A 22,408-nucleotide genomic window follows, 5' to 3' on the forward strand; every position below is an offset into this window, starting at 1 on the left:
AGCGCGGGTACTCGTCGGGGTAACCCGTTACGCTTGGTGATCGTGCTGTCAGTTGTGCCCAGCCCGGTCGTCGTGCGCGCTCCTTCGAAGGTGAACCTGCATCTCGGAGTCGGTGATCTGCGTCCGGATGGCTACCACGACCTGACCACGGTCTTCCAGGCGTTGTCGCTGGCCGACGAGCTCGAACTCGCCCCGTCGGCGTCGCTGGCGGTGCGGGTCACCGGCGAGGGTGCGGCCGAGGTGCCGACGGATCGGGAGAACCTGGTCTGGAAGGCCGCGGTTCGCCTGGCGCATCTGGCCGGACGCGCGCCGCTGGTGGAGATCGCCATCGCCAAGGGTATTCCGGTCGCCGGCGGCATGGCGGGCGGCAGCGCCGACGCGGCCGCCGCGCTGGTCGGTTTGAACGAACTGTGGGATCTGGGGCTGGGCCGCGACGAGCTGTCCGCGGTGGCCGCCGAACTCGGCAGCGACGTCCCGTTCGCGCTGCATGGTGGCACCGCGCTCGGCACCGGCCGCGGCGAGCGGCTGCTTCCGGTGCTCTCGCGCAACACCTTTCACTGGGTCCTGGCGCTGGCCAAGGATGGCCTGTCCACCCCGTCGGTCTTCCGGGAACTCGATCGACTGCGTGCCGAGGGCGACCCGCCGCGGCTGGGCGATCCGCAGAAACTCATGCAGGCGCTGGCCGCGGGCGACGCGCGCACGCTGGCGCCGCTGCTCGGCAACGATCTGCAAGCCGCGGCGCTGTCGCTGAAGCCGGAGCTGCGGCGCACCCTGCGCGCCGGGGTCGGGGCGGGTGCGCTCGCCGGACTGGTCTCGGGGTCCGGCCCCACCTGCGCGTTCCTGTGCGAGACCGAGGAGGCGGCGATCGCGGTGGCGGCCGAACTGGCCGGTGCCGGCGTCTGCCGCAGTGTGCGCACGGCCAGCGGTCCGGTGCCGGGGGCGCGGGTGCTCGACACCGAGGCGCACGGGAAGCACTGAGCGTCAGCCGATGACGTCGGCGAGCCGGTCGACCTGGTCGGCGTCGCGGCCGTAGCAGTAGAGCATCACCTCGTCGGCGCCGAGCTCGTCGAATCGCGCGATGGTCGAGCGGATGGCGTCGGGTGTGGTGAGCAGCCCGTCGAGCATGAACTTCGAGCGATCACCGGCGAAGGCGTAGTAGGCGCCCATGGCCGCGCGGGCGTCGGCGATCAGGTCGTCGTCACCGACGGCCACATTGACCTGGGCGACGATCCGCGGCGCGCCGATGCGGCCGTGGTCTTTCCAGGAGCGGCGCACGGTGTCGAACAGGTTGCCCGCCCACGACGGCGGCGCGGCGGCGAGGAACCCGCCGCCCCAGCGGCCGACGCGGTCGAGCGCGGCGGGCTGGAAGCCGCCGAACAGCAGCTCGGGACCGGCGGGGGAGCGCGGGACGGGGCCGATCGGTCCGCACTCGGGGCCGAACGATTCGCCGGCCCAGAGGCGGTGGAGCAGGCCGATCTGCTCGTCGAGGCGGCGCCCGCGAGTCCGCAGCTCGGTGCCCGCGGCGAGGTGGTCGTCGGCGCGTCCGCCGACGCCGACGCCGAGGACGAACCGGCCGCCCGACAGTACGTCGAGGGTGGCGGCCTGCTTGGCCAGCAGCGCGGTCTCGCGCAGCGGGGCCAGCAGCACCTCGGTCTGCAATCGGATGCGGCGGGTGGCGCCGGCCAGAGCGGCCAGGGTGACGAGCGGTTCGGGGTTGTCGTAGACCAGCCGGTCGAGCAGGCCGAGGGTGGAGAAGGGGCCGTCGTCGGCGCGGCGGGCCCAGTCGAACAGGGCGGGCGGATCGGAAATGGGGAGGCCGAGGCCGATATGCATGGAATCCTCCGGGGAAAGAACGTCGTTCGTGTCGAACGTTGTTCGCTACGAACGACGTTAAACGAACATCGTTCGTAGCGCAAGGTGGCGCGGCTCGGACGGCCGACGACCGGGCAAGTAGGCTCGTCACGGCCCCACAGTCGCGCGGAAGGCGGGCGAGCAACACCTATGTCCAACCTGATCAACCTCGAACAGGTCTCCAAGAGCTTCGGCATCAAGCCGCTGCTGGACGACGTCTCGCTCGGTGTGCACGCGGGAGAGCGGATCGGGGTGGTCGGTCTCAACGGCGGCGGCAAGACGACGCTGCTCGAGGTGCTGACCGGGCTGGAGCAGCCCGACAGCGGCCGGGTGAGCCGGGTCGGCGGACTGCGGATGGCCGTGGTCACCCAGCGCGGCGTGCTGCCCGACGGCGCCACCATCGGTTCCATCGTGCTCGCCGGACTCTCCGACGATCTGTCCACCGTCGACATCGCCGAACACGAATGGGCCGCCGACGCGCGCATCCGCTCGGTGCTCGACGGCATCGGCATCGCCGATCTCGGCCTGGACACCCCGGTCACGAACCTCTCCGGTGGCGAGCGCCGCCGCGTCGCGCTGGCCGCCGCGCTGGTGCGCGACCTGGACCTGCTCGTTCTCGACGAGCCGACCAACCACCTCGACATCGAGGGCGTGCAGTGGCTGGCCGAGCACCTGGTCGCCCGGCGCACCGCGCTCGTCGTCGTCACCCACGATCGCTGGTTCCTCGACACCGTCGCCACCCGCACCTGGGAGGTCGTGGGCGGCAAGGTGGAGACCTACGAGGGCGGCTACGGCGACTGGATCTTCGCCCGCGCCGAACGCGCCCGTCAGGCCGACGCCACCGAGTCCCGCCGCCAGAACCTGGCCCGCAAGGAACTGGCCTGGCTGCGTCGCGGCGCCAAGGCCCGCACCTCCAAGCCGCGCTACCGCGTGGAAGCCGCCGAGGCGCTGATCGCCGACGTGCCGCCGCCGCGCGACTCGGTCTCGCTGGCCGCGTTCGCGCGCAAGCGCCTGGGCCGCGTGGTGATCGAACTCGAGGACGCCACGCTCACCACCCCCGACGGCCGCGTGCTGGTCGACGATCTGACCTGGCGGCTCGCGCCGGGTGAGCGGGTCGGTCTGGTCGGGGTCAACGGCTCGGGCAAGACCACGCTGCTGCGCGCCCTGGCCGGCGACGCCGAACCCGCCGCGGGCAAGCGCATCCAGGGCCAGACCGTTCAGATCGGCTGGCTGCGCCAGGAACTCGACGACCTGCCCACCGACATGCGGGTGCTCGAGGCCGTGCAGCAGGTCGCCCAGCGAATCATGCTCGGCGACAAGGAGATCTCGGCCGGTCAGCTGGCCGAGCGGCTCGGTTTCACCCCCGCCCGGCAGCGAACACCGGTCGGCGACCTGTCCGGTGGCGAGCGACGCCGCCTGCAGCTGACCCGCATCCTGATGGCGGAGCCGAACGTCCTGCTGCTCGACGAGCCGACCAACGACCTCGATATCGATACCCTGCAGCAGCTGGAGGACCTGCTCGACAACTGGGCGGGCACGCTGGTCGTCATCAGCCACGACCGCTACCTGGTCGAGCGCATCTGCGACACCACCTGGGCGCTGTTCGGCGACGGCAAGCTGACCAACCTGCCCGGTGGCATCGACCAGTACCTCACCAAGCGGGCCACGCTGGCCGCCCCGGCCAAGCCCGCCGCCGCGAAACCGTCCGCCGCGACCACGGATTCGGCCGACCGCCGCGCCGCCCGCAAGGAGCTGTCGCGGCTCGAGCGCAGCATCGCCAAACTCGACGAGCGCGAACAGAAACTGCACGTCGCCTTGGCCGATGCCGCCACCGACCCGGACAAGCTGGTCAAGCTCGGCGCCGAACTCAAAGAGGTCGTCGCGGAAAAGGAAGCCGCCGAAGAACGATGGCTGGAACTGGCCGAGGACCACTGATCACGGAGGGACAGGGGTAACTCGCCGGGCACGGGCTGACCGCTCCGGCGAGCGACCGTCAGCCGCCGACGCGTCGTGACCCAGCGCCTGAGTCCGGCCCGAAATCGCGGGGAGGCGGGACAGTCTCGCGCCCTTCGGCGATGACGACGGGCAGGCAGGTCTGCACGAAGTCGGCGCCGAATTCGGTGAGGATGATGCTGCGGTAGCTCACCTTGGTGCCGAAGCCGCGCTTGAGCGCGTCGCGCACCTGCTCCTGCGCCTCGATGAGCTGGTAGCGGCTCGGATTGCCGACCGGTTCGCGGGTGGACTCGATGAGCCCGAGCCTGCGCAGGTTGGGCAGGTATTGCGGCACCCGGTTCGGGAAGCGCAGACCGGCATGCTCGCCGATCAGGGTGAGGCCGCTGATCAGGCGCTCGCCGCCGAACGCCCGCTGGCGTCCGGTGCGCACATCGAGCGCGGGCTGCGGTCCGTCGACGTGCATGAACCGCAGGATCCGGGCCTCGTCGGGGGTGATCTCGGCGAGGATGCCGGGGTAGGCGGGGTGGGTATCGGGCTGGGCCGCGTGCGTGCTGGCCGACAGGCGCAGCAGCTCGGCGCCCTGTTCGCGCAGCGTCGGCATACCGCCGTCGCCGGAGTGCTCGGTGCCGACGGGCAAGCCGAGCGCGTGCCGGAGCCGGTCGCGCACTTCGCCTTCGGCTTCGGCGAGGACATCCTTGGGCGGGGCGCCCGCCATGCTGCCGCGCAGGACGGTGACCGTCACGCCGAGGGCGGTGTCGAGGGTCCACAGGGTCATCCCCGAGGCCGCGGTGAGCGCGACCCGCGCGACCCCGGTCGCCGCCCGTACCGTGCGCACCGGCGAGACGGGCAGCACGCCACGCCGGTCACCGATGGCTTCGATCGGCGGTACCGCGCGTCGCACCAGTTCGGTGGACGGGGTCCCGTCGTCTATATCCATGTAGTCGCCACTCCAGTTCCGAAGACCAGGATATGAGCGTATCCGGCGAGCAGCCCCAGCGCGCCGCCATGGACGAAAAGCAACCATTCGTCCTGTTTGATGGCCGAACGCAGCATGTCCACGAAGTCGTGTGGGGAAAGTGCGGACATTTGCCGGGCGATGTATTCGTTGACCTGCCTGCCCTGTTGGACGTTGAACGCCGGGTCGGCGAAGGCCATCGGCGCGATCGTCATCGCCTCGGCGGTGAGGGTGGACTGTAGCGAGTCGTACTCGCGGCTGCCGAGCATGAACTTCACCGCTGGCCGGGCCGGGCCGAGCGCGCGGTCGGCGGCCGGACGCAGGGTGTCCTCGAGCATCTGCAGGGTGCGGTCCGAGCGCGGGCCGTTGAGCAGTTCGTCGCCGATGTTGGCGACGGTGACCACCTCGGTGGAGACGAGTTCGGCGTATCCGGCGGTGATCTCGGGCTGACGCTTGATCAGCAGACCCTGCCGCCACGGGCACCACCACTTGGGCGTCGCGGGGGCGAAGATCATGTTGATGCCGACCCAGTTGACCACCCAGCCGATGATGATCCCGCCGATGGGCAGCACGATCAGCGGCGAGAGGCCGGTGGTGTGCAGCGCGAGCACCAGCAGCAGACCGCAGGGCGCGCCGAAATAGAAGCCGAAGTTCTGCATGAACCGCAGCTCCTTGGCGCCGAGCACCTGGAACAACTGGTTGAGCAATTGCGGTCGCGCCTGGAAATATCGGATGACCATCTGCTTCACATCGAGCAGCTGATCGATATTGGTGCCGAGTTCGATGGTGAGTTCGCGCAGGATCTCCGGCAGTTGCGAGCGCACCCGCTGATGCACCATCTCGCGCACCTGGGTGGGCAGGTTGTACCAGAGCTGCGGGTGCTCGCGGCGCAGGATCACCTCGACGATATCGCTGATCTGGGCGTCGGCGACCTCGGCCAGATGTTCGGCCAGCTTCTCCGGATCGAGCTCGCGGTAGAAGTCGGACACGCTGCCGAGCTTGGACAGCCCCTTGTCGACCGCGATGCTGGCCATCTTGTCGGCGCGCGAGGGCACGATGCCCTGCCAGCCGATCCGCCCGTCATAGCTGAGCAGCGGCAACACCTGGATCCGCTTGGGCAGATACGGGAAGATCGCGCGCAAACCGGGCAGCTTCACGCCGTGGAACTTGATCGGCTGGAACAGCATCAGAATGCCGGTCCAGTTCGTGATGTAGCCGATTATTCCTGTGAAAAGAGGAATAGTCAGAATTTCTAGCAGGAGTGTCGGATGTAACCCGAACACACTCTCCAACACGACACCCTCCTGCCGTAACCCGGTGATCACCGCCTCACCGGCACCCAAAATTAGCACCCCCGTGCCGCGGTGACCCTACTGTGAGGTGCGGAACTGGGTCCATTCGTCGTGCGCCAGGCCACAGGGTAGTGTCTGAGACATCAGTCACAGAACCTGTCCCGAATGCCGTATTCGCCCAGGCGAGTCGGAACAATGAGCACCACCACATTTGGTGACAGGCCACAACCAGCGCGTACAGGGGGCGCGCTGCGTACGCACTGTGCTTGGAGCGTGGTCGGGCAATAATCTGTGGGCGATCGTTCCCATGCGAGACTTCGGAGTAGGACGTGACAGACGACAGGACCGGACAGGACCTGGCCCGTGCCGGTACCCGCGCCGTCGAGCGCAGCTCGGATGTCGAGCAGCGACAGATCAGTAATGAAGCCCGGTTGATCCGCGGGGTGTTCCGCGCCGCCGGATTGGCGGCGGGCACCGCGGTGCGCGGCAGCCAATGGGCGGTCGGCACCACCTACGAGGTGACCAAGGAACTGGCCCAGGCGGCCCTGGACGGCGAGTCCTCGGCCGACATCGCCGAGCGCACCGGCAACGCCCTGCGCTCGATCGCGCGCAGCGCGCTCGGTGTCACCGAGGGGTCGGTGCGCGAGATCGTCAGCTACGTGCCGACGCCCAACGGGTCCACCCAGCAGGCCATCACCGTCGGTCCCTACCTGCGCTCGGCCAGCACCGAGGACCTGCGTCGCCGCGGCGACGCGCTGCTGGCCCGCTCGGCCGACGTCTACTTCACCGAGGACGTGCACCCGGCCTATGACCGCATCCTCGACGAGATCGCGCCCGACGAGGCCCGCATCCTGCGGTTCATGGCGCTCAACGGTCCGCAGCCCTCGGTCGACGTGCGCACCAACCGCCCGCTCGGTATCGGCTCGGAGCTGGTGCAGGGCGATCTGACCTCGGTGCCCGAGCAGGCCGGCGTGCGCTACCCCGATCGGGCCCGCTCCTATCTGATCAACCTCAACCGCCTCGGCCTGACGTTCACCTCCGAGGATCCGGTGGTGCTGAGCCGCTACATGGTGCTCGAAGTGCAGCCGGTGGTCGAGGAGGCGCTCAAGAAGGCCGGCCGCGCGCCGAAGATCGTCCGCAAGAGCCTGCGCCTGTCGGAATTCGGCGAGGACTTCTGCCGCACCTGCTTCACCATCGGGTAGCTGAGACAGCGCGGGCAGGCGGCGCCGGAGGTCACGCTCCGGTGTCGGCAGTGATAGCGATCAGATACAGATCCGGCACTGCGCTCGTTTCAGTGGGATCGTGGAGGGATGGAGCAGGGTCCCGGATCTCCGAGCGTGCGCGTCGACGATCCCGTCGCGCCCACCTCGGCGCGGCCCGGTCCGCTGCTGCCCGGTGACGACGCTCCACTGGTCGCCGGGATGGAGACGGGGGAGGATCGGATGGCCGAGATGCCGCCCGCGGACGCGATGGATGAACAGCAGCCCGAACCGGTCCAGCGCCCGCCCGATCACCCTGACGACCTGATCGCGATCAGCCGGCTCAAATTCCGCTATCTGCGGGCCCTCGACACCAAGTCCTGGGACGAGTTCGCCGACACCCTGATCCCCGAGGCGACCGCCACCTACAGCGAATACCTGCAGTTCGAGTCGCGCGAGGCCTTCCTGGCCTTCCTGCGCAACACCCTCGGCCCGCACGTCATCACCGAGCATCGCTGCGACCATCCGGAGATCGATGTCGACGGCGACACCGCGACCGGCACCTGGTACCTGGCCGACACGGTGATCATCCCCGAGCACAACATGTGCCTGCGCGGCGCGGCTTTCTATACCGACCGCTACGTCCGCTGCGAGGACGGTCACTGGCGCATCGCGCACACCGGGTACGAGCGCACCTACGAGGTGGTGCTCTCGCTCAGTGATCTGCCCAGTCTGCGGCTGACCGCGAGCCGCTGGGGGATGATCGCCCAGGAGAATCACATCTCCTCGGTGGAGCGCAACCCCGGACCGGCCGCCTGACGCCGACTCAGACAGTCGACCAGTTAGTCCGCGGTCGCGACCAGTGGCTCGAGCGTGAGCTTCGGATGCTCTTTCTCGATGTACTGCAGCCGCCATTTGTCGCTGAACAGCGCGAGAATCGCGCCGTCGGTCCGAGTGAACACCTCGACGCCGCGCTGGCGATCCAATTCCGGCGCCGATTCCGCGTCGGTGCGCCTGGCCAAAGTGAAGGGCAGGAAATCCAGCTGGGTTTCCACATTGAACTCCGCCTGCATGCGAGCGGTGACGACCTCGAACTGCATCGGGCCGACCGCCGCCAGCACCGGCGAGGCGTCGCCGCGGGCGTCGTTGCGCAGCACCTGCACCACGCCCTCGGAGTCGAGCTGGTCGATGGCCTTGCGGAACTGCTTGTACTTGCCCGCGCTCTGCGCGCGCAGCGTCGCGAAATGTTCGGGGGCGAAGCTCGGGATCGGCGGGAACTCCACCTTCTTGTCCACGAACAGGGTGTGGCCAGGCGCGAGCGCGGTGGCGTTCACCAAGCCGACCACGTCGCCCGGGTAGGCGGTGTCGACGGTGGTGCGCTCGCGGCCGAACACGGTCAGCGCGTACTTGGTGGCGAACGGACGACCGGTCTGCGCGTGCGTGACGACCATGCCGCGCTCGAACTCACCGGAGACGATCCGCATGAACGCCAGCCGATCGCGGTGCGCGGTGTCCATGCCCGCCTGCACCTTGAAGACCACCGCGCTGAACGGGTCGCCGGTCGCGCGGTCCTTGCCCGCCACATCGGCCCGCGGGCCCGGTGCGGGCGCCAGCGCCACCAGCGTCTCCAGCAGCTGGCGCACACCGAAGTTCAGCATCGCCGAGGCGTAGATGACCGGTGAGGTCTGCCCGGCCAGGAACAGCTCCTGGTCGTGGTCCTGCCCGGTGGCCGAGAGCAGTTCGCTCTCCTCGGCGGCGGTCGTCCAGGCCTCGCCCTCGCGTGCCTCGGCCTCGGCCGGGGTCAGCGATTCCTCGGGGGCGATGGTCGCGCCGCCCGCGGTGCGGGTGAAGTGGATGTACTCGCTCGCCTCGCCCTCGGGGCCGCGCCGCAGCAGGCCGCGGAAGTCGCCGGCGATGCCGACCGGCAGGAACAGCGGGGTGGGGGTGAGGCCGATGCGCTCGCTGATCTCGTCGAGCAGCTCCAGCGGCGCCTGACCGGGGCGGTCCCACTTGTTGATGACGGTGATGACCGGGATGCCCCGGTGGCGGCAGACCTGGAACAGCTTCAGCGTCTGCGGCTCGAGGCCCTTGGCCGCGTCGATCAGCATGACCGCGGCGTCGACCGCGGTGAGCACGCGGTAGGTGTCCTCGGAGAAGTCGGAGTGGCCGGGGGTATCGACCAGGTTGATGACGTTGTCGACGTCGGACCCGGCGGCGCGGTAGTTGAACTGCAGCGCGGTCGAGCTCACCGAGATGCCGCGCGCCTTCTCCATCTCCATCCAGTCCGACACGGTCGACTTGCGCCCGGCCTTACCGTGGATGGCGCCCGCCTCGGAGATCATCTTGGCGTGCAGTGCCAGCGCCTCGGTCAGCGTCGACTTACCCGCGTCGGGGTGCGAGATCACGGCGAAGGTGCGGCGGCGCGCGACCTCGGCGGGTAGTCCGCGCGGGGTGGGGGCGGCGCTCTCTCCGGACTCGGTCAACGCAGAACCTCACTGTGTTTATGGCGGCTGGTGCCGCGGGGTTTGCGGCCCTTCGGGCCTCGCATCCGAGGCTCGAGACTACGCCTTCGGCGTTACGCTTCGAGCCTCGGATGCGAGGCGGCCGCAAACCCGTGGTCGTCGCGGTGGATGGTGTCGCGCGGCTTCGCGGCGGCAGGTGGGGCCGTTTTTCTGTGGATATGCCGATGCGGTATGGTGGTCGGGTTGTCTCGGCGAGGGTGAGTTGCCCCTAGTGGTTGTACTCACCGTGATCGACGCGGCTCGGCCTTCCCGGTCGTCCTCGTTCGTTCTTCGTCCGACGAGTAGACGTTGACCCCGCAGATGGGTCGCCCCACCTGACCAGCCCGGAAGAGCCGTAGGAGCGCATTCAGTCATGTCCGACGTGAACCAGATCGAAGCCGCCGTCCGCACCGAATTCGGTAAGGGCGCCGCTCGCCGTACCCGTCGCGACGGCAACGTGCCCGCCGTGCTGTACGGCCACCAGGCCGAGCCGCAGCACCTGAGCCTGGACGCCAAGGCCTTCGCCGCCATCCTGCGTACCCACGGCACCAACGCCATCCTGAACCTCGTCGTCGACGGCAAGCAGCAGCTCGCGATGACCAAGTCGGTCGTGGTCCACCCGATCCGCCGCTACATCGAGCACGCCGACCTGCTGATCGTCAAGCGTGGCGAGCGCGTCACCACCGACGTCAACGTCGTGGTCACCGGCGACGCCGCCTCCGGCACCCTGATCACCCAGGAAGCCACCACCCTGTCCATCGAGGCCGACGCGCTGAAGCTGCCCGAGTCCATCGAGATCTCGGTCGAGGGCATCGAGCCGGGCACCCAGATCCTGGCCGGCAGCATCGAGCTGCCCGCGGGCGTGACCCTCGCCGGTGACCCGGAGGCCCTGATCGTCAACGTCATCGCCGCGCCGTCGGCCGCGCAGCTCGACGAAGAGGGCGAAGGCACCGCCGCCGAGGAGACCGCCGAGTCGGCTCCCGAGTCCGAGTAAGACTCCTGCACTACGGTTCGGCGCATGACCGAATCCTCCGGGCCCGCACTCGTGGTGGGGCTGGGTAACCCCGGCCCCGAATACGAGCGCACCCGCCACAATGTGGGCTTCCTGGTCGCCGACGTGCTCGCCGAGCGCGTCGGCGGCCGTTTTGCCGTGCACAAGAAGTCCGGCGCGGATCTGCTGCAGGCCCGCCTGGACGGGCGCCAGATCCTGATCGCCAAGCCGCGCACCTACATGAACCTGTCCGGTCGGCCGGTGGCCGCGCTGGCCAAGTTCTTCTCGGTGCCCGTCGACCAGGTCATCGTGGTCCACGACGAGCTCGATCTGCCGTTCGGCACCATCCGGCTCAAGCAAGGCGGCGGCGAGGGCGGCCACAACGGCCTGCGCTCGATCTCCCAGGCCCTGACCACCAAGGACTACCTGCGCACCAGGATCGGCATCGGCCGCCCGCCCGGTCGTCAGGACCCGGCCGACTACGTGCTCAAGCCGTTCGCGGCCCCGGAGCGCAAAGAGGTCCCGGTGATCGTCGAGCAGGCCGCCGACGCGGTCGAGCTCTTGCTGAAGGTCGGGCTGGAAACCGCCCAGAACCAATTACATTGAGCGCTGGTGCGCTCGAGTTCGCGGCCCTTCCGGTCCCGCCGGTCAGGCACCGTTGCTTGCTCCTACGTCGCCTGCGCAACGGCGCCTGACCGGCGGGACGGCCGCGAACCGCCGCTGCGCGGCGGCCCCTCCTCGAGGTCGGGGCGTGCGTGGCCGGCAGCGACGGGCCGGTCCTATCTCAGGTGTACCGCGGTGGCGGCTCGGCGCAGTTTGCCCGACGACGTCTTCGGCAGGGCACCGGGGCCGAGGACCGCGACCGTGCGTGGGCGGGCGCCGACCTCGGCGAACACCTCGTGCACGATCTCGCGCTCGATGCGCTTCACCTCGTCGGGATCGGTGTAGTCGTTGGATTCCACCACCACGGCGAAGCTTTCGCGCTTCTCGCCCGCGTCCAGGCGCACGGCCACCGCGTTGCCGGGGCGCACGCCGGGCACCCGCATCGCGGCCCGCTCGATGTCGGTCGGGTAGATGTTGCGCCCGCCCATGATGATGACGTCCTTCATCCGCCCGCAGACCACGACCAGCCCGGCCTCGGTGAGGTAGCCGATGTCGCCGGTGTCGAGCCAGCCCTCCTCGTCCTGCGCGGGCCGGAATCCATCGACGGTCACGTAGCCCGAAGTCACCGCGGGGCCGCGTAATTCGATGACGCCGACCGTGCGCACCGGCAGCGGCTGCCGCTCGGCGTCGACCACCCGGCCCTCGAGGTCGTCGACGAGGTGGCCGAGCGTCGGCAGCCTGCGCGGGGTGCCGTGGTGGCCGTCCTCGGCCACCGGCACCGCCTTGCCGACAGCTTCGAGCAGATCGGCGTCGATGACGTCGAGCACCATGCCGTGGCCGGGGTCGGGGATCGAGACGGCCAGGGTGGTCTCGGCCATGCCGTAGACCGGGGTCAGCGCCATCGGGTTGAGCCCGAAGTGCTTGCCCGCGTCCGCGAGCGCGATCATGGTGTCCGGGTCGACCGGTTCGGCTCCGTTCCACATGTACCGCACGCTGGACAGATCCATCGAGCCCGGCTCGGCCTGTCGCAGCCGCCGGGCCAGCAGCGAGTAGGCGAAGTTCGGTGCCGCGGTGACGGTTCCGCGATACTTGTCGATCAGCTCGGCCCACAGCAGCGGCCTGGCCAAGAAATCCAGCGGGGTCACGCAGACCACCTCGGCGCCGAATTGCATGGGTACGCTGAGGAATCCGACCATGCCCATGTCGTGGAACAGCGGCAGCCAGCTGATCATCACGTCGTCGTCGAGCTGGAACTTCACACGATTGAACATCGCGTGCGCGTTGACGTTGAAGTTGCCGTGTGTGATCCGGACGGCCTTGGGTGATCCGGTCGATCCGGAGGTCAACTGCTGCAGCGCGATATCGGATTCGGCGGTCGGCACCGGGTCGGTGTCGGGGCCCTCGTGCAGGTCCTCGATCTTGACCACGGTGATCCCGCGCTCGAGCAGCACGGGTTCGGCGGCGGCGAACGGCGCGCCGAGCACGACGGCCTTGGCCTCGATCATGTCGAGCACCGTCTCGGTGTCGCGTACCCAGACCGCGAGGTCGGTCCGCGGAGTCGGCTGGTGCAGCATGGTGATCGAAGCACCACGCATCCAGATGCCCTGGCAGACAGGGGCGATGTCGACGGGCAGGCCGGCCAGGACGCCCACCGCGTCACCGTGCTCGATCCCGGCGGCCGCCAGGCCACCCGCCATCCGCCGCGCCACGCGGTGGATATCCCCCCAGGTCTGCCGCAACGGCGCCTCCGGCTCCCCGGTGACCAGCCCCCTGTGGCTGGTCAGCGCTGTGGCAAACATTTCGTCGGTGAACCTGCTCAACGTCGGACTCCCTTTACGCCAACGATCGGTTACGGCCGTGCTCCCAACAGAAAATCCCGCCCCGCCCACCCGGTGTTAACCCCGACTGACAACCGAGCGTCCTCGCCGATCAACGTTCGGCGGCAAAGGAGGCAGCGTAGCGGTCCACATATGGTCTACCCGATTGCATCGCAATTTCCCGCATCAGCTGGTCAGTTGCCACTCTGACCTGGGCGCGGTGCACCGCTGCCGGATACCGCCGCGCCGGCTGGACGCTGATGCGCACCTTGGTGAAACGCAACAGTTTCCGACCGTGGGGGTTCATGCGGTCGGTTCCCTCCAGCACCACGGGCACCACCGGCGCCCCTGTAGCCATGGCAACGCGCAGCGCCCCGGTGCGACCACGATAGACCCTGCCGTCCACCGACCGGGTGCCCTCCGGGTGAATTGCCCAGACGCCGCCCGCTTCGAGGATCCGGGTGGCAGCCGCGAGGGCGTCGGCGGCGGCGTCACCCCCGGTGCGGTCCACCGGTACCTGTCCGGCGGCGGTGAAGAACCACCGCTTGGCCCGTCCGCGCAGGCCGGTGCCGGCGAAGTACTCCTGTTTGGCGAGAAAGGTGAGCGGGCGCGGGATCACCAGCGCCAGGTAGAGCGAGTCGACGAAGGCCAGGTGATTGGCCGCGATGATCACCGGCCCGGTGCGCGGCACGTGCTCGAGACCCTCCACGCGCGGGCGGCCGAGCAATCGCAGCAGCGGGCCGATCAGGACGTGTCTGCACAGCTGGTACCACATGGGACCTCCATCGTAGACAGTGTCTACGCGAGGATAGTAGACATTGTCTACGCAGGCGAGGGCGCGCGTGGCCGACCGGGTGTGCAGAATTATCCCTATGCCCGAATCGCTGCGTGAGCGCCTGATCGACGCCGGTGTCGACCTGCTCGAACGCGACGGCGTCGGCGAACTCGGGCTCCGGGCCATCGCCAGGGCGGCCGGCGTCTCGCACGGTGCCCCACGCCGCTGGTTCCCCACCCATGCCGCCCTGCTGGCCGCGATCGCCGCGCGGGGCTTCGCCGACCTGATCGACCGCTTCGGCGCGCTCGCCACGATCGCCGACCCGCGCGAACGGCTGCGCCGGATGGCGATCGACTACGTCGACTTCGCGCTCACCCGGCCCGAGATGTTCACCCTGATGTTCCGGCACGACCTGCTGGCGGGCTCGGGTGAGAACCTCCGGGCGACGACCCAGCCGCTGTACGGGCAGATCGTCGCGCTGGTCGCCGCGGCCCGGCCGGGCGCCGATGCCACCGCCACGGCCCTGCTGCTGTGGACGAATGTGCACGGCCTGGCCACCCTCGCGGCCAACCGGACACTCGAAGTCGTTGCCCCGGAAGCGGACCCGCGCCTGCTCGCCGACCGCATCGTCGGCGAGCACCTCACGGGTTAACGGGTGACCTCCGCCAGCGCGGCGACGAAGCGATCGAGGTCGTCGGTGTCGACGAAGTAGTGCGGGGAGGCCCGCACGATCGCGGGCAGGCCGCGCGTGGTCATGTCCAGCAGGGTGGAGCCCGCGTGGCTGACGGTCACGGTGACGGCGTGCTCGGCGAGCCGGTCGCGCAGCGCGAGCGGTTCGTGACCGTCGACGGTGAACGAGACGATCCCGCTGTGCTCGGTGCCCAGGTCGCGCACTGTCACCCCGGGCACGCCGGGCAGGGCTTTGCGCAGATAACCCGCTCGGTCGGCCACGGCGGCGTAGACCTCCTCCGGCCCGAGGGCGAGTAGGTAGTCCACGGCGGCCCCGAGCCCGAGCCGGGCAGCGACATCGCATTCCCAGAACTCGAAGCGGGACGCGTCGGGGGCGAGCCGGTATTCGTTCGGGCTCACCCACTGCGCGCTGTGCAGATCGAGCCGTCCTGGTTCCATCGTGCGCGCCAGTTCGTCTCGGACGTAGAGGAATCCGGTGCCGCGCGGCCCGCGCAGCCACTTGCGCCCGGTGGCCGAGAGCGCGTCGACGCCGAGCGCGCCGACATCGATGGGCAACTGCCCGATCGACTGGCAGGCGTCGAGCAGCACCAGCGCGCCCGCCTCGTGGGCGACCCGGGTGGCCTCGCCGACCGGATTCACCAGGCCGCCGTTGGTCGGCGCGTGCTGCAGCGAGACCAGCTTCACCCGCTCGTCGAGCATGGCCGCGAGGGCGTCGGTGTCGAGACGGCCGGTGTCGTCGCTGGGAATGTGCTCGACCACGGCGCCGGTCCGCCCGGCCCGCTGGAGCGCGGCGATGGCGTTGCTGGCGTAGTCGGCGCCGGAGATCAGGATGCGGTCGCCGGGACGCAGCGCCACCGCATAGGCGAAATCGGCCCATGACCGGCTCGCACTGTCGCTGAGCGCGATGGTCTCCGGGGTGGCGCCGATCAGGCTCGCGATCGAGGTCTTCACCGCGGCCAGGTCGTCGAGTCGTTCGTTAGCCGCACGGTAGCCACCGATCTCCGCTTCCCGGCGCAGGTGGGCGATCACGGTGTCGGTGACCACCCGCGGCGACAGCGACGATCCGGCGCTGTCGAGGAATACCTGCCCGGACGCGAGTCCGGGAGTGTCGGCTCTGATCGCGGCGAGGTCCATCATGGCGACGACCCTACCGCCGCCGAGCTGTTCCCCATTTCGTCACTTTTTCTGTCGGTACTCGTCGCTACTCTGGAATGAGTCGGTTGCACGAGCACGCGGTTTCCACGGCGGCACCCAGTACGCGGAGGTTGGCATGGCGGTCACTCTGGAACGTTCTTCGTGGCCCGATTCCGCCACTGACCAGGGCGAACTGTCGTCCAGGGCGGCGGCGGAGGCCTATGTCGGCGGGGTCTGCTTCAAACTCGGGCCACCGGCGCTGATCGGTGCGGAACTGGAGTGGCTCACCGCGGGGCCCACCGGTGCGCGCCCCTCGCTCGAGCTGATGGCAGCGGCCCTCGGGCCCCACGCACCCACCTCGATCGCCCCGGCCTCGGCCGCGGCCCCCCTGCCCGGCGGAAGCAGGGTCACCATCGAACCCGGTGGTCAGATAGAACTTTCCAGCGCACCGTTCGCCGATCCGGCGGCGCTGACGCAGCAGCTGGCGGCTGATGCGGCCCGTTTGCGGGACCTGCTCGCCGCCCACGGAATCGGTATCGAATCGGCCGCCGCCGACGCTCGTCGCCCGGCCGAACGGCTCCTCCGCCTACCCCGCTACGCGGCCATGGAACGCCGGTTCGCCGGCGTCGGGCCGTTCGGGGCGCTCATGATGTGCAATACCGCGGCCACCCAGGTCAGCGTCGACGCGGGCGCCGATCCCGACGAGGTCAGGGCCCGCTGGACGGCGCTCTACGTTCTCGGACCGGCACTGATCGCCGCCTTCGCCTGCTCGCCCCGGCTCTACGGCGCACCGCAGGGCGCGTGGGCATCCCAGCGCATGCGCACCTGGCTGCGACTGGACCCCTCGCGCACCCGCCCGCCGGTGGCCGACTGGTCCGATCCGATCACCGCCTACGCGCACTGGGCGCTGGACGTGCCGCTGCTGTGCGTGCGCTGCACCGAGCACGACGCCGACTGGTCACCGCCGCCCGGCGCCACCTTCGCCGACTGGCTGGCGGGCGCGCTCGACGACGAGGTCGGCCGCCGCCCCGGCACCGCCGACCTGGACTATCACCTGACCACCCTGTTCCCGCCGGTCCGGGCCGCGGGCCACCTCGAGGTGCGCTACCTCGACACCCAGCCCGGTGACACCTGGACCACCCCGATCCACCTGTTCGACGCGCTGTTGTCCACGCCCGCGGTCGTCGCCGAGGCGACCGCCCTGGCCGCGCCGACCGCGGGGGAGTGGCTTGGCGCGGCCCGCACCGGCCTGCTCGATCCGCAGGTCCGCCGGGTCGCGGTCGACCTGCTCGAACTCGCCGCCCAGCACGCCCGATCCGCCCCGGCCGCACAGGAATTGGCCCTGGCCGCGCGCCGATGTCGGTCCGGCGACAGTCCCCTCACCGTGGCGCGTGCGCGCAACGGGTCGGGCGGTTCGTGACAGGTACCGCTCCCACCGGCCCGATGACGTTGTCGCCCACACCCTTCCGGAGTTGATCCCGTGACCCTTTCCGCCCCCGCCGATCACCGCGACCGCGACCGCATGCGCGAGCGGATCGCCGAGGTGCTGCAGCGGGCCCGCCGCCGCACCGCCGTTCTCACCGACAGCGTCGACGAGGCCGACCTCATCGCCCAGCATTCGCCGCTGATGAGCCCGCTGGTCTGGGACCTCGCCCACATCGGCAATCAGGAAGAGCTCTGGCTGGTCCGCGATGTCGGTGGCCGCGAGGCGGTCCGGGCCGACATCGACGAGCTCTACGACGCGTTCAAACACGCCCGCGCGAACCGCCCCGCGCTACCGCTGCTCGATCCCGATCAGGCCCGCGGCTATGTCGGCACCGTCCGCGAGAAGGTCTGGGACGTGCTGGGTTCCAGCGCGCTGTCCGGTGATCCGCTGGTGGACAACGGTTTCGCCTTCGGCATGATCGCCCAGCACGAACAGCAGCACGACGAGACCATGCTCGCCACCCATCAGCTGCGCCTCGGCGCCCCGGTGCTGTCGGCACCGCCCGCGCCCACCGCGCCGAGTCCGGTCACCGGCGAAGTGGTCGTTCCCGGGGGCGAATTCCTGATGGGCACCTCGGCCGACCCGTGGGCCCTGGACAACGAACGCCCCGCGCATCCGGTGCACGTGCCCGGCTTCGCCATCGACATCGCGCCGGTGACCAACGAGCAGTACCTGGCGTTCATCGACGACGGCGGCTACGAACGCCCCGAACTGTGGTCGGAGCGGGGCTGGGCGCACCGGCAGGAGGCCGGGCTCGTCGCGCCGCAGTTCTGGGAGCGCGACGGCGCCCGGTGGACGCGGGTGGCCTTCGGAGTGCGCACCCCGCTCCGGCCGCGGCAGCCGGTCGTGCACGTGTGCTGGTTCGAGGCGCAGGCGTACGCGCGCTGGGCGGGTAAGCGCCTGCCGACCGAGGCCGAGTGGGAGAAGGCGGCCCGGTTCGATCCGGCCACCGGCGGCTCGCGCCGCTATCCGTGGGGCGAGGACACCCCCGACGAGCACCGGGCCAACCTCGGCCAGCGGCACCTGGAACCCGCCGAGGTCGGCGCCTATCCGGCCGGCGTCTCGGCGACCGGCGTGCACCAGCTGATCGGTGACGTCTGGGAGTGGTGCTCCTCGGGCTTCGAGGCCTACCCGGGCTTCCGCGCCTTCCCGTACCGGGAGTACTCGGAGGTCTTCTTCGGCGGCGACTACCGGATTCTGCGCGGCGGCTCGTTCGGCACCGACGAGGTCGCCTGCCGCGGCACCTTCCGCAACTGGGACCACCCGATCCGCAGACAGATCTTCGCCGGGTTCCGGCTGGCCCGCGATCTGCGAGCGGACGAGATCTGATGCGCGGCGGTGACTTCACCGTTCGGCGCCCGGAACCGGCCCGCCGAACGGCAGTGGGTGCGTGTCCGGCGCGTTCTGGGGCCGGCGCACCGACGCGGGTTCCGCCGGAGTCCGGCCATGCCCGGCTCGCACCGGGGGCGGGCTGCTGATGTGCCGTCATCTGGGTTACGTGGGCCCGCCGGTCGCGGTCGGTGAGCTGGTCGTGCGTGGCCCCCATTCGCTGTACACGCAGTCCTGGGCGCCCACCGACATGCGGGCGGGCGGCACCATCAACGCCGACGGGTTCGGCGTGGCCTGGTGGCGCCGGGCCGATATCGGCGTCGAGGGGGAACGCGACGCCGCCAGCCGATATCGCAACGCCGCGCCGATCTGGACCGACCCGGCGGTGGTCGAGGTGCTCGGCCAGCTGGAATCGCGCGCCGTGCTCGCCGCCGTGCGGTCGGCCACGGTGGGCATGCCGGTCGAGCGGGCGGCCTGCGCGCCGTTCGTCGACGAGCACTGGGCCTTCAGCCACAACGGCGTCGTCCCCGCGTGGCGGACGACGCTGGCGCGAGTCCGCGCCGACCTGGACGAACTGTTCGCCGCAGGTCCGCTGTTCGGTTCCGCCGAGGTGCTGTTGCGGGCCGAGGCGCTCACCGACTCCGCCGCCCTGTGGGTGCTGTTGCGCGGCCTGCTCGGCGCGATCACCCCCGACGGCCCGATCACCTCGCCCGCCGACGCGCTACGCCTGCTGGTCGCCGCCGTCCTGCGCCACCAGCCCACCGCCCGGCTGAACCTGTTGCTCGGCAACGGGACCGAGCTGTGGGCCACGACCTGCTGGCATGCCCTGTCGGTCCTGGTAGCCGACGACTACACCGTGCTCTGTTCCGAACCGTACGACGCCGATCCACGGTGGCAGCCGATCGCCGATCACCAGCTGGTGATCGCCACGCCCGGCCACTGCACCGTCACCGCCCTCGAGCTTCCCGTCACCGAAAGGGTCCGTTCATGACCGCGCCGCTGCTGGACATCCATCTCACCGACGACGATCTCACCGCGGCCTTGCGCACCGACGCCCGCGCCGGTCTCACCGCCACTCCGAAGTCGCTGCCGCCCAAGTGGTTCTACGACGCCCGGGGCAGCGAGCTGTTCGAGCGGATCACCGAACTGCCCGAGTACTACCCGACCCGCACCGAGCGGGCCCTGCTGGCGCGCGTCGTCGGCGAGATCGCCGCGGCGGCCCGTCCCGAGGTCCTGGTGGAGCTGGGATCCGGCTCGGCTGCCAAGACCCGGCTGCTGCTGGACGCGCTCACCGCCGAAGGGTCACTGAAGACCTATGTCCCGCAGGATGTCTCGGCATCGGCCCTGCGTGGCGCCGCCGCCGAGATCGCGGCCGAGTACCCGCAGCTGAGCGTGCACGGTGTCGTCAGCGACTTCACCGACACCTTGCACAACCTGCCGCGCGGCGGCCGCCGGATGATCGCTTTCCTCGGCGGCACCATCGGTAACCTGGTACCCGCCGAACGGACCGAGTTCCTGGCGGGCATCAACGACGTCCTCGAACCCGGGGAACTGCTATTGCTCGGCGCGGGTCTGGTGATCGACCCGGCGGTCCTGGTCCCGGCCTACGACGACGCCGCGGGCGTCACCGCCGAGTTCAACCGCAATGTGCTGCACGTGCTCAACCACCGCCTCGGTGCCGACTTCGCCCCGGACAAGTTCGAGCACGTCGCGCTGTGGGACGCCGAGAACGAGTGGATCGAGATGCGCCTGCGCGCCACCGAGGCGATGACGGCCACCGTCACCGACCTGCACCTGACCGTCGACTTCGCGGCCGGTGAGCAGATGCGCACCGAGATCTCGGCCAAGTTCCGGCCCGAGGGCCTGCGCGCCGAACTCGACGCCGCCGGTTTCGCCACCCTGCGCACCTGGACCGACCAGGACAACCGTTTCGCCCTGGTGCTGGCCGAACGACGCTGAGTTACAGATCGAGTTCGTCGGCGAGGTACTCGCCGTCGGTCAGGTTCTCGTCGCCCTCGAGGTCGCGTTCGACGCTCTCCTCGCCGTCGATCGCGTCGTCGTCGTAGAGGTCGCCGTCGACGGCGTCGTCACCGACCACCCGGACCGCCGAGACCTCGGCGGGGCGTTCGTCCTCGGCGACGGCCTCGCGTTCGGCGCCGGACTCGGACCACTCCTCGTCGGTTTCCTCGGTGATGCCGAGGAAACCGTCGGCGTCGGCCTCGTGATTGCGGATGACGTAGTCCTGCGGCGGGTCCTCGACGTACCGCTCGTATTCGACGATGTCGTCGGCCTGATCGTCGTCGCCCATGTCCATGTCCAGCGGTTCACGGCTCATGGGTCCAGTATCGGCCTCCGGTCGGCGTCCGTCACCGGTGCCACGCCCGCCGGGTCAGTGAGCGACGCCCTCGAGGACGCCGGTGAACCATTCGACCAGCGGCCGCAGCTCGGTCCACGCGCGCCGGATCTCGGTGGCAGCCGCCGGGGTGCTCAGCCAGTCGGGCGCGCCGAACTCGCGGTGCGCGGTCAGCGACTTGTGCCGCAGCAGCTCGATGCGGGGATGGTCGGCGGAGTAGCCCTTCGGTTTGGTCTTGAGGCGGTCGCCGCCGATGGTGAAGCCGGCCGCGGTGGCGTCGGCCAGGATCGACTCCAGTTCGGCGCCGCGCACGTCGTCGTCGATGGTGGCGCGCAGCGTGGCCAGGGCGGCGGGCGACATCATGTAGCAGCCGCCCGCCACGAACAGCCCCGCCGCGCCGATCTGCACGTACCAGCCGACGCCGGGCGCGGTGGCCGCGACGGCGCCCTGATGGTTCTTGTAGGGCACCTTGTCGGCGGAGAACCGGACGTCGCGATACGGCCGGAAGATCTTGGCGGGCCCGAACTCCGCCTCCAGCTCAGCGGTCAGCGCGGCCATCGGCGCGCGCACCGCCTCGTCGTAGGTCTGCTTGTGCGCGGTCCAGAAGGCCTTGGAGTTGTCGGCTTCCAGGTCCTCGTAGAAGTCGAGGGCCGCCAGCGGAAAACCAGTGAAAGCGTCCATGGTGGGAGTGCGTCTCAGTTCTGTGCGGGGATCAGGTCGGCATCGAAGAAGAACACCCGGAGGGCCACTCCGGCAAGCAGCGCGGTCACCACATCGGGGCGACCACCGGGCTGTCTGCCGTCGGTCTCCCGCCCGTGGCGGGCGCGTCGTCGGTCTCGCGGGAGTACGACACCGGGGGCCTGCCTTACGTGTCGTCCGGGTTCGACGGCCCGGTCTTCGCGGGTGCTTCCGGCTCGGCGTGCCGGGGCCGGTATTCGGCGGACTCCTCGGGGTTCGGTGTCGGCTGCTGGGGCGTGCTCATCGATACCTCCCGAGGCGATCCTGCGGCTACCGATACCAGTATCGCCCGCCGCGGGTCAGGATCCGCCGATCGCCGCGACGAACAGCACGAACGCTAGAACGGCGAGGGCGGCTACGGCGCCGTTGGCGATCGCCGCCCATTTGCCCATCTGCTCGCCCTTGGCGTGGCCGACGACGCCGAGCACGATCCCGGTCGGCGCGGTGACCAGCACGGGCAGCCCGCACAGCAGCAGTCCGCCCAGGACCGAGGCGGCGACGCAGCAGAAGCTGAGGATCGACCAGATGGGCGTGCTGTCGACATAGCCGTAGCGCGGAGTCAGCGGCTGGGGCGGGCCGTAAGCGGGCCGGGCATACCCCGGATAGCCCACGGCGGGCGGATACGCGGGGCGCGGGAACATCGGGCCGGCGACCGGTGGCGGCGGAGGATACGGCGGCAGCTCCACCGGCGGCGCGGGCCGCTCGACCCCGGCCCACGGCGCCTCGGCGCGCGGCGGTGCC

At 70.2% G+C, this 22,408-nt stretch carries 20 protein-coding genes and 1 pseudogene; 11 read left to right on the forward strand and 10 right to left on the reverse strand.

Annotated features, from left to right (window positions below):
• The first annotated feature begins 42 nt into the window (after positions 1-42).
• Positions 43-978, forward strand: a complete 936-nt coding sequence (locus tag ATM97_RS07495; protein WP_218717217.1) for a 4-(cytidine 5'-diphospho)-2-C-methyl-D-erythritol kinase — start codon at positions 43-45, stop codon at positions 976-978.
• 3 nt (positions 979-981) lie between these two features.
• On the opposite strand, the gene ATM97_RS07500 is transcribed toward ATM97_RS07495, so the two are convergent.
• The gene (locus tag ATM97_RS07500) at positions 982-1,833 is read right to left on the reverse strand and encodes an LLM class flavin-dependent oxidoreductase (RefSeq protein ID WP_218717218.1); all 852 of its coding nucleotides are present in this window, start codon (positions 1,831-1,833) and stop codon (positions 982-984) included.
• A 168-nt stretch (positions 1,834-2,001) separates the two neighbouring features.
• Here ATM97_RS07500 and ATM97_RS07505 point away from each other — a divergent pair, with 168 nt between their 5' ends.
• Entirely contained in the window at positions 2,002-3,786 is a 1,785-nt protein-coding gene (locus ATM97_RS07505; protein WP_218717219.1) for an ABC-F family ATP-binding cassette domain-containing protein, read from the forward strand.
• Between the two features lie 58 nt (positions 3,787-3,844).
• Here the strand turns inward: ATM97_RS07505 and ATM97_RS07510 are convergent, their stop codons facing one another.
• Both ATM97_RS07510 and ATM97_RS07515 read right to left on the reverse strand, forming a co-directional pair.
• The gene (locus tag ATM97_RS07510) at positions 3,845-4,741 is read right to left on the reverse strand and encodes an Abi-alpha family protein (RefSeq protein WP_255587346.1); all 897 of its coding nucleotides are present in this window, start codon (positions 4,739-4,741) and stop codon (positions 3,845-3,847) included.
• A complete protein-coding gene (locus ATM97_RS07515) occupies positions 4,732-5,946 on the reverse strand; it encodes a DUF445 domain-containing protein (protein ID WP_255587347.1) in 1,215 nt (404 codons plus the stop codon). The genes ATM97_RS07510 and ATM97_RS07515 overlap by 10 nt, the downstream gene beginning before the upstream one ends.
• A gap of 434 nt (positions 5,947-6,380) precedes the next feature.
• Between ATM97_RS07515 and ATM97_RS34250 the strand changes: the two genes are divergently transcribed.
• Both ATM97_RS34250 and ATM97_RS07525 read left to right on the forward strand, forming a co-directional pair.
• Complete coding sequence (locus ATM97_RS34250) at positions 6,381-7,253, forward strand: Abi-alpha family protein (protein ID WP_308248403.1); 873 nt, start codon at positions 6,381-6,383, stop codon at positions 7,251-7,253.
• Between the two features lie 267 nt (positions 7,254-7,520).
• A complete protein-coding gene (locus ATM97_RS07525; protein WP_218717235.1) occupies positions 7,521-8,069 on the forward strand; it encodes a nuclear transport factor 2 family protein in 549 nt (182 codons plus the stop codon).
• 23 nt (positions 8,070-8,092) lie between these two features.
• On the opposite strand, the gene ATM97_RS07530 is transcribed toward ATM97_RS07525, so the two are convergent.
• Entirely contained in the window at positions 8,093-9,733 is a 1,641-nt protein-coding gene (locus ATM97_RS07530) for a peptide chain release factor 3 (protein ID WP_218717221.1), read from the reverse strand.
• Positions 9,734-10,124: 391 nt separating this feature from the next.
• Here ATM97_RS07530 and ATM97_RS07535 point away from each other — a divergent pair, with 391 nt between their 5' ends.
• A complete protein-coding gene (locus ATM97_RS07535) occupies positions 10,125-10,745 on the forward strand; it encodes a 50S ribosomal protein L25/general stress protein Ctc (protein WP_218717222.1) in 621 nt (206 codons plus the stop codon).
• A gap of 24 nt (positions 10,746-10,769) precedes the next feature.
• Positions 10,770-11,348, forward strand: a complete 579-nt coding sequence (gene pth / locus ATM97_RS07540; RefSeq protein WP_218717223.1) for an aminoacyl-tRNA hydrolase — start codon at positions 10,770-10,772, stop codon at positions 11,346-11,348.
• Between the two features lie 173 nt (positions 11,349-11,521).
• Here pth and ATM97_RS07545 read toward each other — a convergent pair whose 3' ends face one another.
• On the reverse strand, positions 11,522-13,165 hold the full coding sequence (locus tag ATM97_RS07545; protein WP_218717224.1) for a fatty acyl-AMP ligase: 1,644 nt from the start codon (positions 13,163-13,165) through the stop codon (positions 11,522-11,524).
• 109 nt (positions 13,166-13,274) lie between these two features.
• Entirely contained in the window at positions 13,275-13,937 is a 663-nt protein-coding gene (locus ATM97_RS07550; RefSeq protein WP_218717225.1) for a 1-acyl-sn-glycerol-3-phosphate acyltransferase, read from the reverse strand.
• A 97-nt stretch (positions 13,938-14,034) separates the two neighbouring features.
• On the opposite strand from ATM97_RS07550, the gene ATM97_RS07555 reads away from it, so the two are divergent.
• On the forward strand, positions 14,035-14,589 hold the full coding sequence (locus tag ATM97_RS07555) for a TetR/AcrR family transcriptional regulator (protein WP_218717226.1): 555 nt from the start codon (positions 14,035-14,037) through the stop codon (positions 14,587-14,589).
• Here ATM97_RS07555 and ATM97_RS07560 read toward each other — a convergent pair.
• Positions 14,586-15,764 carry an aminotransferase class V-fold PLP-dependent enzyme gene (locus ATM97_RS07560; protein ID WP_218717227.1) on the reverse strand — a complete coding sequence of 393 codons (1,179 nt, stop codon included), beginning with the start codon at positions 15,762-15,764 and terminating at the stop codon, positions 14,586-14,588. The two genes, ATM97_RS07555 and ATM97_RS07560, sit on opposite strands and share 4 nt — an antisense overlap.
• Before the next feature lie 133 nt (positions 15,765-15,897).
• Here ATM97_RS07560 and egtA point away from each other — a divergent pair, with 133 nt between their 5' ends.
• From egtA to egtD, 4 genes are all read left to right on the forward strand, one after another.
• Entirely contained in the window at positions 15,898-17,181 is a 1,284-nt protein-coding gene (gene egtA / locus ATM97_RS07565) for an ergothioneine biosynthesis glutamate--cysteine ligase EgtA (protein ID WP_218717228.1), read from the forward strand.
• Between the two features lie 102 nt (positions 17,182-17,283).
• Entirely contained in the window at positions 17,284-18,576 is a 1,293-nt protein-coding gene (egtB, locus tag ATM97_RS07570; RefSeq protein ID WP_218717236.1) for an ergothioneine biosynthesis protein EgtB, read from the forward strand.
• A gap of 148 nt (positions 18,577-18,724) precedes the next feature.
• The gene (egtC, locus tag ATM97_RS07575; RefSeq protein ID WP_218717237.1) at positions 18,725-19,567 is read left to right on the forward strand and encodes an ergothioneine biosynthesis protein EgtC; all 843 of its coding nucleotides are present in this window, start codon (positions 18,725-18,727) and stop codon (positions 19,565-19,567) included.
• Entirely contained in the window at positions 19,564-20,535 is a 972-nt protein-coding gene (gene egtD / locus ATM97_RS07580; protein WP_218717229.1) for an L-histidine N(alpha)-methyltransferase, read from the forward strand. Before egtC ends, egtD begins: the two co-directional genes overlap by 4 nt.
• 1 nt (position 20,536) lies before the next feature.
• Here the strand turns inward: egtD and ATM97_RS07585 are convergent, their stop codons facing one another.
• The 3 genes and pseudogenes from ATM97_RS07585 to ATM97_RS07595 form a co-directional block, all read right to left on the reverse strand.
• On the reverse strand, positions 20,537-20,911 hold the full coding sequence (locus tag ATM97_RS07585; RefSeq protein WP_218717230.1) for a hypothetical protein: 375 nt from the start codon (positions 20,909-20,911) through the stop codon (positions 20,537-20,539).
• A gap of 54 nt (positions 20,912-20,965) precedes the next feature.
• Positions 20,966-21,610 carry a DUF2461 domain-containing protein gene (locus ATM97_RS07590; protein ID WP_218717231.1) on the reverse strand — a complete coding sequence of 215 codons (645 nt, stop codon included), beginning with the start codon at positions 21,608-21,610 and terminating at the stop codon, positions 20,966-20,968.
• 356 nt (positions 21,611-21,966) lie between these two features.
• Positions 21,967-22,408: pseudogene (locus ATM97_RS07595) on the reverse strand (hypothetical protein); the annotation flags it as partial.

Origin of the sequence: Nocardia sp. MH4, from assembly GCF_019266065.1 — a bacterium.
Taxonomy (GTDB): Bacteria; Actinomycetota; Actinomycetes; order Mycobacteriales; family Mycobacteriaceae; genus Nocardia; species Nocardia canadensis.

Bases quoted from the DNA above. Each gene is read 5' to 3' on its own strand.
- ATM97_RS07535 (WP_218717222.1), top strand. From the start codon at position 10,125: ATGTCCGACGTGAACCAGATCGAAGCCGCCGTCCGCACCGAATTCGGT.
- egtB (WP_218717236.1), top strand. From the start codon at position 17,284: ATGCGCGAGCGGATCGCCGAGGTGCTGCAGCGGGCCCGCCGCCGCACC.
- ATM97_RS07500 (WP_218717218.1), bottom strand. From the start codon at position 1,833: ATGCATATCGGCCTCGGCCTCCCCATTTCCGATCCGCCCGCCCTGTTC.
- ATM97_RS07550 (WP_218717225.1), bottom strand. From the start codon at position 13,937: ATGTGGTACCAGCTGTGCAGACACGTCCTGATCGGCCCGCTGCTGCGA.
- ATM97_RS07505 (WP_218717219.1), top strand. From the start codon at position 2,002: ATGTCCAACCTGATCAACCTCGAACAGGTCTCCAAGAGCTTCGGCATC.
- egtA (WP_218717228.1), top strand. From the start codon at position 15,898: ATGGCGGTCACTCTGGAACGTTCTTCGTGGCCCGATTCCGCCACTGAC.
- pth (WP_218717223.1), top strand. From the start codon at position 10,770: ATGACCGAATCCTCCGGGCCCGCACTCGTGGTGGGGCTGGGTAACCCC.
- ATM97_RS07515 (WP_255587347.1), bottom strand. From the start codon at position 5,946: ATGCTGTTCCAGCCGATCAAGTTCCACGGCGTGAAGCTGCCCGGTTTG.
- ATM97_RS07585 (WP_218717230.1), bottom strand. From the start codon at position 20,911: ATGAGCCGTGAACCGCTGGACATGGACATGGGCGACGACGATCAGGCC.
- ATM97_RS07560 (WP_218717227.1), bottom strand. From the start codon at position 15,764: ATGATGGACCTCGCCGCGATCAGAGCCGACACTCCCGGACTCGCGTCC.
- ATM97_RS07510 (WP_255587346.1), bottom strand. From the start codon at position 4,741: ATGGATATAGACGACGGGACCCCGTCCACCGAACTGGTGCGACGCGCG.
- egtD (WP_218717229.1), top strand. From the start codon at position 19,564: ATGACCGCGCCGCTGCTGGACATCCATCTCACCGACGACGATCTCACC.
- egtC (WP_218717237.1), top strand. From the start codon at position 18,725: ATGTGCCGTCATCTGGGTTACGTGGGCCCGCCGGTCGCGGTCGGTGAG.
- ATM97_RS07590 (WP_218717231.1), bottom strand. From the start codon at position 21,610: ATGGACGCTTTCACTGGTTTTCCGCTGGCGGCCCTCGACTTCTACGAG.
- ATM97_RS07555 (WP_218717226.1), top strand. From the start codon at position 14,035: ATGCCCGAATCGCTGCGTGAGCGCCTGATCGACGCCGGTGTCGACCTG.
- ATM97_RS07525 (WP_218717235.1), top strand. From the start codon at position 7,521: ATGGATGAACAGCAGCCCGAACCGGTCCAGCGCCCGCCCGATCACCCT.